We start from the raw sequence: 12520 nt of genomic DNA, 5'->3' as shown, positions 1-12520 counted from the left end.
CGGCCCTGACCGTGCTCGGTTCAGGGCCGCCGGCCGGCACGGCCGGATTACCGCGTGCGACGTGTCCTGCGGCGCGAGTACGCCATCGCCAGTCCACCGCCCATCAGAACTGCCCCGGTGAGCCCGAGTTCGACGGCGAGCTCGGGTCCGGTGAACGCCAGGCTGTCAGGGGAACCGGACGGGGTTTCCGCCGGGACGGAGCCAGGCGTCGGTGAGGAAGAGTGCGGCACCTGGGCGGGGGCCGGGGAGGCGCTCGCTCCGGTACCGCTCGGGGAGGCGGGCGCCGTCCGCGGCGTGTTCACGGCCGGGGTGTCGGAAGGCGCGGGCTTCGCAGCCGCCGATGCACCCAGTCGTTCGGCGAGCTGCTGGTCGTACAGGCTCTCCGGCATGCCGGAGGAAGCGGCCTGTACCTCGCCGTTCCGCTCCTTCTTGCTGGGGACCTGCTGACCGGTGCAGCCGATGGCCCAGTTGTGGAAGCTGGTGTCCTGCTCCACCAGGTAGCTCGCCGAGCGGCAGCGGTAGAGCACGGTGTTCCCCTGCGCCCAGCCGTGTCCGGAGCCGGCGCTGCCCCGGTTGATCAGATTGAAGCTCCCTCCCGGCTGCGAGTCGAGTTCGAGGTCGTCGAAGAGGACGCCGGAGGCCCATCGTTGGTGCGGACCGGCATCGAGGTAGGGCCCCGAGGCAGTGCAGTGCGAGAAGACGTTCGGGCCGGCGGTGTTTCCTTGAGTGACCCAGATGTGCGTGTGGAACGCCTCCGCCGCACAGCCGTACACCAGGTTCCGCTGCCCCTTGATCGAATAGGCCGCAGGGCCGGCATGGGTCTCGGGCACGGCCATGGCGAGACTGCGGGTGTCGAGAACACTCACATTCTTGGCGTAGGAGTTGAGGTCGACCAGACCGTTGCCGAATCGCCGCGTCGTGATGTCACGGAGCCATCCGTTCTCCAGCTGGTCCACGACCGCGAACTTGGACTGCCCGAACACGCCGGCGTAGCCGGGACTCGCGGCGAATGCCGAAGCGTCGGCCGCCAAGCGCTCCACACCGACCTCGGAGATCCGTCCTGGAAGCGTGTACTTCCACACCGTGGCCTGCGTGTACTGCTTCTCCAGGGCATTGGTGATCGGCACGTCGAGTGTGATGCGGTTCCCGTCCACGGCGGTGACGACCCGTTCGAACGTCAGGCCTTCGTGCGGCTCCCACTGCCGGATCGGCTTGCCGTCGGCCCGTCCGGGGATCGCATCCATCCCGATGGCATGCAGCCAGCCCGCCGTGACGGGGCGTTGGACGATGATCCGGTCCCCCACCCGCAGACCCGAGGCGTCCGCGACATGAAGGGTGTCGGCACCGACGGGGACGTAGTCGTCCGTGACCGGCGTGGGCCGGCCCGCCTGCTGGTAGGTGCCGTCGGTCCCACCGATGGTGAGTAGTGTCCGAGGGTTCCCGCTTGCGGTGAGGACGGATCCCCCGGCCCCGCTTCCGGAGCCGCGCAGGACGACACCACTCGCCTTGATGGTCAGCCGGCCGCCGATTCTGAAAGACCCGGGTGACAGCAGAACGGCGCCTCGCAGACCGTCGGACCCCAGCGGTAGTGCGGACACCCGGTCGATCGCCTGCTGGATCGCTCCTGTGTCGTCACCGCCGGTCGGCTTGACGGTGATCTTGACATCCGCGACAGGCGGAGCGACGCCGCCGCGGTATCCCACGTCCGAGAAGTCCGGGATGCGATTGCCCTGTTGGTCCTGCCCGTACACCAAACGGCCGTCACGGAAACCCAGCCAGCCACCTGCGGGAGCGGCGTCGGCGCCACCTGTGCCGGTCACAGCTGCGACCGGTGCCACGGCCGGTGCCTGTCGTGCGTCCGCGCCGGCGGCCGCCGCCGCCCACACGACCGTGAGACCCGCCAGGGCCGGCACCGCGGCGCCGGAGCGGAGCACCCTCCTCAAACGGGCACTGTCGATAGCCATCCAACTCCCTCGTTCGCGAAAGCTCCGACGCCCTGGTTCTCCGCGGGACCGGGACGGGGGAACCGGTCCGTAGCGGGCGTCAGTGCACAACAGCACCCCTTCCACGCTCAACGGGCCGAATGCAGCGTCAGGTTCAGCCACCGGCACCGGCCGGAGACCGACCTGAACCCTCTACGGGAGCAGGCCCGTGTCACCCTCTGGAAGCGCTCGGAGACGGGCCGGCCAGCAAAACGGCCCGTGCCGTCCTGCCCACGGTTCCGGGCGCTTCCACCACCTGCACGCGAGCAGAAACGGAAGGTCGGGGGCCGACGTGGACAACCGGAACCACGGAAGCGGTGGCGCGGCTACAGGGGACAAGGCCGAGGGCTACAGGCTGCCCGCCCTGGCGTGGACGATGGACGATCTCGACACCGAGTCTCCGGTCCCGCCGACACCCGCCCCGGCAGCACAGGCACCCCATCGGCCGATGCCCCGCAGGACGGCCCGCACCCAAGACGAAGCCGCCATCGCGTCCGACCCTCGAACGAGCAGCGCGACGCTGGCAGCCGCCGTCAACCGCAGCCGCAACACCGGACCGGCCCCGGCCCCCAGGCGGACGACCGTTCCTCCCGGCGCGCCCACCGCGGTCCTGCCGACGGCTCCTCCCACACCCGCCCGCATTCCCGCCCCGGCCCCGCCCCGGCCCTCCGCACCCACGCAGAATCCGGGCGCGGTCCGGCTTTCGGCCCCCACCGCAGCCCCTGCCGAGCCCGCAGCCAGGCGCCACTGGCTTCCCCGGCCCGCCATGGCCGTCGCAGCCGCTGCAGGCATTGCCCTCGTGGGCTTTCCGCTCGTGATGGCGGCATCAGGCTCCGACCGGCAGACCGAAGCCGATCCCCAGGGCGTCAGCAAACCGGACGCCCAGCCGACCTCTCACTCCGCTGCTGCCCACCGCACCGACGGCGGCAAGCTCTCGGCGCAGCCGAACGCGGCCCCGGCCACCACGGACTCCTCCACTCCCGCCCCGGCGCACAGTTCCACCGACACCGAACCCGGCGGCGTGCCGACCTTCGACGGAGCTCCCACCACCGTCACCGCCGGCCCTCCTCCCGTGCACTCCGTTCTCGCCCCGCTACGGGATCCCGGAGGAGCCGCCACGAGCACGCCCAGGCCCGCACCGGCGGTCAGCCAGTCCAAGCCCGCGGCCTCATCCGGTTACCACGCTGTCGGCGGAGCATGGTGCAACGACTCCTCCGTCGACTTCACCCAATTCGGCTGGGAGATCGACGGCACAGCTGGCTGGCTCACCAACTCCGCCGGCGGCTACACCGGCGGAGGCTGCAGTGGAAAGTACTCCTCAGTACCGATGTCCGGCAGCGCCACCCGCGACGACGGGTCCACCTGGGCGGTCTGGACCTTCAACACCGCCCTCGCCAGCGGAAAGTGCGGACTCTCGGTATACGTTCCCGACAACAAGAACATCCAGGCAGTTGGCGGCGCACCGGCCTACTACACCGTCCAGAACACCGTCACGCCCGGCACCGGGACGATCGCGTCGTTCACCGTCAACCAACTGACCCACCGGGGACAGTGGGTCAGCGCCGGCACCTATCCGCTGACCGGCGGCAGGATCTCGGTCGTGCTGCACAACCGAGGAGTCGACTGGGAGGCCGGCAACAAGAGCGCACACATCGCAGCCGCAGCGATCCGGGCGGACTGCACCTGATCACCGCAAGGACACGGCAACCGCCGGGCACGTAGTGAACCGATGAGAGGAACACGCAGAATGTCGCGCCATGTGCTGAAGGTGTGCGCGGAGCAGCAGAACGGCTCCTACCGCACAATCGGCGAGGCACTCAAGGTGGCGCGAAGCGGAGCGGTCATCTCGGTTCGCCCCGGCCGTTACGAAGAGAACCTCGTGGTCACCAAGATGGTCACCATCACCGCAGAGGACGCCCGGGGAAGCGTCCGGATCGCGCCTCGTCACGGATGCGTCGTCCAGGTGGTTGCCGAGGCCGTCCAGCTGACCGGCCTCGTCATCCAGGGACACGACGACGACCTGCCCGCCATCGACGTGCCACGAGGGCAGGCAGCGCTCCAGGACTGCGAAGTGATCGGGAACTCCTGGACGGCCGTACTCACCAGGCAGCAAGGCACCCTGGCCATGCGCGGCTGCCGCGTGGTGAACCAGGTCGGTGCCGGCATTGTGGAGACCGCAAGCGGTACCAGCGTCATCGAGGACTGCGTCATCGAACACCTCGGCACGTCCGCCGTGGTCATCGGCGAGCGCGCCAACCCCATCGTCCGCAACTGCGTCCTGCGCGACGCCCGCGGCAACGGAGTCTGCGCCAACGGCGAAGGCCGCGGCACCATCGAGGATTGCGAGATCTCGGCCACAGACAAGCCCGCCATCGCCCTGGAGGAGCACAGCACCACACGAGTGCTCCGCGCTGACATTCGTGACACCACCGTCGGCCTCTACATCAGCTCCGCCGCCCGCGTGACGGTCGAGGACTCCACCGTCACCGGGGCGAGCGGACATGGCATCGCACTTGCCGCCGGAACCGACCCGGTGCTGCGTCGCTGCCGGACCTCCCGCACCAGGGGGCACGGCATCCACGTCACCGGCAAGTCCCGCGGCACCTTCGAGGAGTGCGAGGTCACCGCGGCCGACGGTGTCGGCATCTGGGTCGGAGATTCCTCGGGCCCGGCGCTGACCCGGACGACGGTGCGCGACTGCGGCGACGCGGGTGTGGAACTCGCGGGTGAGAGCGCCGCCGAGTTCGACCGCCTGGAGATCCGCGACATCTCCGGCCCGGGCGTCCGGGTCCGCGACGGCGCCAACCCGCTGTTGCGGCGACTGAGTGTGGCCGACACGCGCGGCCACGGGGTGGAAGTCCTGCGTGCGGGCCGCGGACGTATCGAGGCATCCGAGCTGTCCTCGGTGGGCGGTGCCGGCATCCGTATCGCGCTGGGGGCCAACACCTTCGTCGGCAACACCGCCGTCCGTGACTCTGCTGCGGCCGGGGTCCTGGTGGGTGCCGGTGGTGTGGCTTCCCTCCGGGACTGCGACGTCGTGGACTCGGCCCAGGACGGGCTGTCCGTGGAGGACGGCGGAGAGATCACTGCTACCAGGTGCCGCATAAGAGGAAGCCGCCGGCATGGCGTGCTCGTCGCCGACGGAGGCCGCGCAGTTCTGGCACAGGTCGAATCCGTCGACAGCACGGCCGACGGCATTCGCATCGACTCCACCGATGCTGTCAGGATCACCGACTGCACGGTGGTGGACAACCGCGGTTCGGGCCTGCGACAGACCAGGCCGAGCAGCCGGCTGATGGTGGAGGACCTCCACAGCCGTGGGAACAGCATGTCCGACGCCTACGGGACCGCCACTGCGCCGTCCGCCTCCCGGGGCGAGGAGTTCCGCGTGACGGATCCGGCGGACGTGGCACAAGCCGTCGCCCCGGGGCCGCTCGACGCGCTGGAAGCACTTGTCGGGCTCGACGGCGTGAAGGACCAGGTCGCCACCCTGGTCAATCTCAACAAGCTGGCACGTCGCCGCGCACAGGCCGGCCTGCCGTCGCTTCCGATGAGTCGGCACCTGATCTTCGCTGGGCCGCCCGGCACCGGCAAGACCACGGTCGCCCGGCTCTACGGGAGCATCCTTGCGGAACTGGGGGCGCTGCGAAGCGGCCACCTGGTCGAGGTGGCCCGCGCGGACCTGGTCGCCTCCATCATCGGCGGGACCGCGATCAAGACCACCGAAGTGTTCAAGGAAGCGCTCGGCGGTGTCCTGTTCATCGACGAGGCATACACCTTGTCCGCCGGATCCGGCGGCAGCGGGCCGGACTTCGGCCGTGAAGCGATCGACACCCTGGTCAAACTCATGGAGGACCACCGCGACGATGTCGTGGTGATCGTCGCCGGGTACTCGCACGAGATGCAGGATTTCCTCAATTCCAACCCTGGCCTGGCGTCCCGGTTCAGCCGCACCGTCGAGTTCCAGAACTATTCGGTGGACGAGCTCGTCACCATTGTCGCGACCGCGGCCGCCGGGCACGGATACGAGCTCGTCGACGGCACCAGGGAGGCGCTCGCGGCACACTTCGAACGGATGCCGCGCGGTGACGGCTTCGGCAACGGTCGGGCGGCCCGGAAGGTTTTCGAGGAGATGGTCGACCGGCAGGCCACCCGGCTCGCCGAGCTGCCGGAAATCGGCAACGACGACCTCGCTCTCCTGATTGCGGCCGATGTGGCAGATGAATCCACGGGCCCGAGCGGCAGTGCCGACGGCGGTGTTGCCCTCCTGGCGGAGCTCCGCTCGATGGTGGGGCTCGCCGCGGCCAAGGAACAGGTCGAAGATCTCGTCAACCTGATCACCCAGGTACGCCGCCGCCAGGAGGCAGGCCTGCCCGTTCCGACGATCAGCCATCACCTGGTCTTCGCCGGGCCGCCCGGCACCGGCAAGACCACGGTCGCCCGCCTCTACGGGCGCCTTCTCGCCGAGCTGGGGATCCTGCCCCGAGGCCAGCTCATCGAAACAGCCCGAGCCGACCTGGTCGGCCGGTACGTCGGGCACACCGCCCAGCTCACCAAGGACGCATTCGACCGGGCCCGCGGTGGTGTCCTGTTCATCGACGAGGCCTACACCCTCACCCCCCGGACCGGCGGCGGAAACGACTTCGGCCAGGAAGCCGTCGACACCCTGATGAAACTGATGGAGGACCACCGCGACGAGGTGGCGGTGATCGTCGCCGGATACGAGGACGAGATGCAGGGCTTCCTGGCTTCCAATCCGGGCCTGGCCTCACGCTTCTCCCGCCAGATCGCCTTCGAGCACTACAGCGACGACGAGCTGGTGACCATCGTCGGCCTGCACGCGGAAACCGCCGGCTACACCTGTTCGCCGGAGACGCTCGACGCTCTCGGCAGCCTGTTCCGCGCCGTGCCGCGCGACCGCACCTTCGGAAACGGCCGCTTCGCACGCCAAACACTGGAGACCATGATCACCAGGCAGGCCGGCCGGCTCAGCAGGTCGGACATCGCCGAGCTCGCGGAACTGAGCATGCTGCTGCCGCAGGACATTCCGCTCGACAGGCTCGGAATCCCGGTATGAGCGCCCGCCGGGGTCGGACGGCATGCATCGTGGCGGTGATGCTCGCAGCGCTGGTGCTCCCCTCCGCCACGGCGACGGCCGACCCGTCCATGCCCACGCTCACTCAGGTGCTGCCCGAAGTCCAGCAGGACGGCTGCCGAAGAGCCTCCGGCCAGACGGCCGACCAGCTGTCCTGGGCGCTGCTGGCACTGCGCCCCGACAAAGCATGGCCGCTCAGCCGAGGAGCCGGCGCCACCGTTGCGGTGGTCGGATCGGGGGTGGACGACACCTCCGGCGCCCTCGGCAGCCGGTTGTCCCTGGGCCCTCGTGAGTACGGCAGCGGCTCGGCGGGGCGGGACTGCGTCGGCCACGGCACGTTCCTCGCGGGCCTGATCGCCGCACGGCAGCGGGCGGCAGCCGGGTTCTCCGGCATCGCCCCCGATGCGGCCGTCATCGCCGTGGCGGTTACCGACGATGCGGGTACCACCAATGCGGACACCCTGGCCAAGGGCATCAGGGCAGCATCCGAGGCGGGCGCCGAGATCGTCCTGGCAGGCGTGCCCGTGCCCACGGCCAGCCAGTCCCTGGTCGACGCCGTCCGGTACGCGATCGGCCGTGGCGCACTGGTGGTCGCGCCGACAGGACCAGACGGAACCGGTCAGGGCATGACGGTCTACCCGGCGGCGCTTCCAGGTGTCCTCGCCGTCTCCGACATCGCCGCCACAGGCGTCCCATCGCTGTCCACTCCCGGCGGGAGGGTCGACCTGGTCGCACCGGGGGTCGGTGTGGTGGGTACCGGCCCCGGCGGCGTCGGCTACTTCACGGCGAGCGGCCCCAGTTTTGCCGCGGCGTACGTGGCCGGCGCGGCAGCGCTCGTTCTCGGCTACCGCCCGGAGCTGAGCGGTGAGCAGCTGCGGCGACGACTGCTCGCCACTGCCTACCGTCCGGGCACCGCGCTGCCCGACCCCTTCCTCGGGTACGGCACGGTCGATCCGGTCGCGGCAGTGTCCGCCACGGTTCCCGGCGAGAACGGCGACGCTCTGCAGGTGCCCGCCCCGGCAGAGCGCCTGCTCCTGCCGCGGGCCGCAGACGATGCTCCGGCCCGCCGTGCGACGGCCGTGGTGGGCTGCTCGGCCGTCGTCGTACTCGTCGTCGTGATCGCGGCCGTGTCGCTGCCGCGGGCCCGGCGTAGGCAGTGGCGGCCGGCGGCGGGCCCCGGACCGGCGCCCGCACCGGGCATTCGCAGCTGAACGTGCGATTCGAGCCGCATCTGTCCGAAATTCGGTGAACGCGGCACGGGATTTTGTCCGTTCAATATTACGGATCGGCAAACAGGTGGCGGAGGATTCGGGACCAAACGGGAAGGTGTTCTCATGCAGGCGAGCGCGATGTCTTTGAGCGGTGGCATGCTTACGGTCGTGGACGAAGACGAGCACAGGCGGGAAGAAGAGGCAGCACGCAGGCTGATCGCCTCCTGGCTGGCCGACTACGACCCCAGCGAGACTGTCCTGCCGATCGATTACCGCGGCGGTACCGGGCTGGCGGTGCCTGCCGCCGATGCGCCGACGGTCATCGGAATCGCCCGGCAGCTGGCCATCGAGGGACTCGAAGGCGCATCCCTGCCGGACCCGCCGGCCGGACTGCAGCTGATCGCCGAGGCACTCGTGGTTGACGAGCACCCCTCGGCGCACAGCTGGACACCGGAGGAGCGCGTGGACCTCGCCCAGTGGGTAGCCGTGCTGGTCCACCGCTTCGGTGAGGACGGTGTGCGGCGCTTGTCCAGCAGGCTCTCCGAGAGCGGCTGAGCTGCGCCAACGCCCCACATACCTAACCGTTAGGGATTCATTGGGCCGGCGTTGGCGCCTCCCGGCAGTCTGTTCCTCGTAAGCATGCGGGGCCCGATCGCTGAACCGGTGACTCGGGATACCCTCCCCGCATATCGCTTCGAAGCGAAGGGCAGAGCTCATGGGAGCGATGGAATCCGGAGCCGCAGACGCGAATCGGTCGAAGGCCGGACGCCCGACCCTCGACCAGGAGACCCTAGCCGAGCTCTACCGCCTGCACGGGTCGTACCTGATGCGTGCTCTGCTCCGCGTGACCAGCGGCGACCGGGGACGTGCCGAGGACATCCTCCAGGAGACGCTGCTGCGGGCCTGGCAGAACCCCAACGCGATCGCTCGAGGGGCGGAGCAGAGCCGGCCCTGGCTGTTCACCGTTGCCCGCCGGATCGCCATCGACCACTTCCGCATGCAGTCGGCGCGTGTCCAGGAGGTCGCCGACGAGTCACCGGAGGACCGTGCAGTGCCCCACGACCCGTTCGACGAGGTCCTTGTCGCCCGGGATGTCGAGGTCGCCCTTGCCAAGATCCCCGACCACCAGCGAGAGGTACTGGTCGAACTGCACATGAAGGGCCGCACCGTGGCTGAGACCGCCAAGGTCCTCGGCATACCCGTGGGCACGGTCAAGTCCCGTAACTTCTACGCTGTCCGCGCGTTCCGGCCCGTGCTGGAGGCGTGCGGAATGACCGGCCGGGGCATCGGCCTTACATCGGCAGGGCGCTGAGTCGCTCCTCCAGCTCGCCCACCGTCCTGGCGTCGGCCAGGGCGGTGTACAGGGCGATGGCCGTGCGGAGATGGTCGGCTGCTTCGGCGAAACGACGGTTCTCGACAAGAAAATCCGTGAACTGCCGCTCCGCGGTGGCCTGGATCAGCACAGCCCCTGCCGCATCGCAGCGGTCCAGCGTCTCCAGCCACGCAGCTTCCGAGGTCTCCGTGTGTCCGAGGACCTGGAGGGCATGGGCCTCGTTCACCATGGCGATCAGGTGGGCCGTGGCCTCCGGGTGCCTGGCCAGGAGCCCCCGGGCCCTGCGTGCACAGCGCAGGGCCGCCGCTCCGTCGCCAGTGAGTCCGTGGAACGCTGCGGCGTTGCTCAGCACGGCCGCTGCGTGTTCGTGGCGCCCTGTGGCGCGGGTGAGGCCGAGTGCGGTATCCGACAGCCGGATGGCTTCCGCGAGGTCCCCGACCGAAGCCGTGACAGTCGCCAGGACCGCTACAGCCTCGATGTGCACGCCACCGTCCTCGGGCCCGGTGCGGGCGACGGCGCGGGAGGCGAGTGCGAGTGCCTCCTCGTGGCGGCCGAGCTTGCCGAGGGCTCGTGCGGTGGCCGACTCCAGGGAGGAGACGGCGGCCCGGTTCCCACTGGTGATGGCACTCCGAAGCCCGGCGCGCAGGCAGCCCAGTTTGCCCGTGAGCGGACCGGTGCCGCCGTACACGACTCCGGCGAGCCGGGCGAGCCGCCAGGCACGCTCGTACTCGGTCTCGTCGGCAGCAACGGACACCAGCGCCCGAATGGTCGGCTCCTCGCTGCGGAACCAGTCGAGGGCGGAGCGCACGCTCTCCATGGGGGGGAGCACGTCGCGCCACCGTGAGGACGGTGGGAGCGACTGAGTCTGCGGTTGCAGCATGGCCGCTGCGACGGAGGCGGCCGCACACTCGTAGTCCAGCAGGGCGACGACCGCCTCCCGCCGGACGGACGTCGGATGCTCGGCCAGCAGTTCCGCCCCGAAGAGCCGGACAAGGTCGTGGCGCCCGAACCGGTGAGGTGCGGTCTCGGTGAGCAGATGGTGTGAGGCAAGCGTTCCCAGAGCCCGGCGGGCTTCTCGGACGCTGCTGCCGAGCAGGGCCGCCGAGGCGTGGACATCGACCTCACGCCCAGGGTGCACTGCCAGAAGGGCAAGCAGCCGCACCTCCTCGGGAGGCAGGAGCCGGACGGTCAGGTTCAGCGCGGAGCGGACGCTCGCGGCGCCCTGCGTGTCCAGCGTGTGCAGCCGGGTGCGCTCGTCCTCCAGAGCCTCCACGAGACTGGCGACCGTCCAGGTCGGCTGGGATGCAAGCCGGGCCGCGGCGATCCTGAGGGCCAGCGGCAGATGGTCGCACAGTGCTGTCAGGCGCTCGGCGGCCGCGCGCTCCGCATCCACCCGGGCCGGCGGTAGCACCTGTTCGAGCAGGCGCAAGGCGTCGCCCGGCGGAAACGCCTCCATCCGCAGATGCGCGGCCCCCTCGGTGACGATCAACTCCTCCAGAGTGCTCCGGCTGGTGATCACTGCGGCCGAGGCCGGCCCGGCGGGTATCAGGTCCGCCAGGCCGGTGTGACTGCGGGCATTGTCGAGGACCACAAGGAGTCTCCGGTGCTGAGTCTCCTTCCGGAACAGAGTCACCCGCGCGCCGAAGTCCTCCGGGATAGCGGCCTCCGACACCCCGAGGGCGGTGAGGAAAGCGGCGAGCGCATCGGACGGATCGAGGGGACCGGCAGGGTCGAAGCCCTGCAGGTCGACGAAGAGTTGCCCGTCGGGAAAATAGTCCGCAGCGCTGTGGGCCCAACGGACCACCGTGGCAGTCTTCCCGACGCCGGCCGGTCCCGCCACGACGACCACCGCGCAGCCAGCGCCCTTCCGCTTGCCGTGCTCGTCGAGCCAGAGCGACTCCCGTGCACGGCCGACGAAATGTGACGGTAGGCGGGGGAGCAGACGGGCGCCGGATCGCGGCAGATCGCCGGCCGGCCTGGTGGCTCGCACGGGGGCGGGAACCGGCTCCTGGTCCGCCAACGCATCGGTGAACGCCTTTTGAAGGAGAGAACCGGGCAGTATTCCGAGTTCCTCGTCCAGCCCGGTTCTGACCCGCTGATAGACATTGATGGCCTCGGCGAGCCGGCCGTCCTGCTGGAGGCAGCGGATCAACAGGGCGGCAGTCGGCTCGTGCAGCCAGTCCGCCCGCAGCTGCCGATCCAGCGCAGAGACTGCCAAGGAGCCGTTGCCCAGCCGAAGCTGGATGTCCGCCCAGGCCGCGAGAGCTTGTGTCCTCGACTGCGTGAGTTGCGAGACCAGGGCGGCACGGAGGTCTGTGTCGGGAAGATCGGCCAATGCTGTGCCGTGCCACAGATCGAGGGCCTCCTGGAGGCTTGCGGCGCCGTCGGCGTCGTCTGCCGCGGCAGCCTCCGCGACGAGACTGTCGAAGCGGTGGGCGTCAACGGCATCGGTGTCCCCGATGAGCACGTAGCCTGGTGAACGAGTGAGCAGAGTGAAGAGGGATCCCTTCAGGGCCTTGCGCAGCGCTGCGACGTGACCCTGGAGGGCCGACCGGGCCTGCGCGGGGGGGTCGTCGCCCCAGATCAGTTCGAAGAAGCGCTCCACTGCGACGGGTCGGTTGAGCTCCAGGGCCAGCAGGGCCAGGACGGCGCGTCGCTTGGCGCCCAGCACGTCGGACGGTGTACCGTCGTCGCGCCGCAGCTCCACCGGACCCAGTAGCTGAATATTCAACCGATCCCCTTTTCCCGGAGCTGTCTCGCCAGAGCTGTCGAGCCGCAGTTTAGCCAGCAACGCACTCGGGGTGACCTACCGAGGGTTACGCCATGTAAACCTTGCGCCAATTCTTCCCGATCAGTGTCGATCACCGGTCCCCGGCGGGCCGAGGTGGTCTTGCAGAGG

At 69.8% G+C, this 12520-nt stretch carries 7 protein-coding genes; 5 read left to right on the top strand and 2 right to left on the bottom strand.

Annotation, left to right across the window (positions count from 1 at the left end):
* Positions 1-47 precede the first annotated feature (47 nt).
* Positions 48-1838 (bottom strand): hypothetical protein, encoded by a 1791-nt coding sequence (locus SNE206_RS34845; protein ID WP_407917575.1) that lies wholly within the window; start codon positions 1836-1838, stop codon positions 48-50.
* Between the two features lie 961 nt (positions 1839-2799).
* Between SNE206_RS34845 and SNE206_RS34840 the strand changes: the two genes are divergently transcribed.
* The 5 genes from SNE206_RS34840 to SNE206_RS34820 all read left to right on the top strand — a co-directional run bounded on the left by SNE206_RS34840 (position 2800) and on the right by SNE206_RS34820 (position 9600).
* Positions 2800-3669, top strand: coding sequence for a hypothetical protein (locus SNE206_RS34840; RefSeq protein ID WP_407917574.1), 870 nt, complete (start codon positions 2800-2802; stop codon positions 3667-3669).
* Positions 3670-3729: 60 nt separating this feature from the next.
* Entirely contained in the window at positions 3730-7059 is a 3330-nt protein-coding gene (locus SNE206_RS34835) for a right-handed parallel beta-helix repeat-containing protein (protein WP_407917573.1), read from the top strand.
* 38 nt (positions 7060-7097) lie between these two features.
* Positions 7098-8288: a S8 family serine peptidase gene (locus SNE206_RS34830; protein WP_407917572.1), complete on the top strand. Its 1191-nt coding sequence runs from the start codon at positions 7098-7100 to the stop codon at positions 8286-8288.
* A 168-nt stretch (positions 8289-8456) separates the two neighbouring features.
* The gene (locus SNE206_RS34825) at positions 8457-8843 is read left to right on the top strand and encodes a hypothetical protein (RefSeq protein ID WP_407917571.1); all 387 of its coding nucleotides are present in this window, start codon (positions 8457-8459) and stop codon (positions 8841-8843) included.
* A 160-nt stretch (positions 8844-9003) separates the two neighbouring features.
* Positions 9004-9600, top strand: a complete 597-nt coding sequence (locus SNE206_RS34820) for a sigma-70 family RNA polymerase sigma factor (RefSeq protein WP_407917570.1) — start codon at positions 9004-9006, stop codon at positions 9598-9600.
* Here SNE206_RS34820 and SNE206_RS34815 read toward each other — a convergent pair.
* On the bottom strand, positions 9581-12412 hold the full coding sequence (locus SNE206_RS34815) for a BTAD domain-containing putative transcriptional regulator (protein ID WP_407917569.1): 2832 nt from the start codon (positions 12410-12412) through the stop codon (positions 9581-9583). The genes SNE206_RS34820 and SNE206_RS34815 overlap by 20 nt on opposite strands.
* Positions 12413-12520 lie beyond the last annotated feature (108 nt).

This window comes from Kitasatospora sp. NE20-6, assembly GCF_045862635.1.
The sequence above is the reverse complement of the archived record's forward strand: the minus strand, read 5'-3'. Positions and strand labels throughout refer to the sequence as shown.

Bases quoted from the DNA above. Each gene is read 5' to 3' on its own strand.
- SNE206_RS34840 (WP_407917574.1), top strand. From the start codon at position 2,800: ATGGCGGCATCAGGCTCCGACCGGCAGACCGAAGCCGATCCCCAGGGC.
- SNE206_RS34835 (WP_407917573.1), top strand. From the start codon at position 3,730: ATGTCGCGCCATGTGCTGAAGGTGTGCGCGGAGCAGCAGAACGGCTCC.
- SNE206_RS34830 (WP_407917572.1), top strand. From the start codon at position 7,098: ATGCTCGCAGCGCTGGTGCTCCCCTCCGCCACGGCGACGGCCGACCCG.
- SNE206_RS34820 (WP_407917570.1), top strand. From the start codon at position 9,004: ATGGGAGCGATGGAATCCGGAGCCGCAGACGCGAATCGGTCGAAGGCC.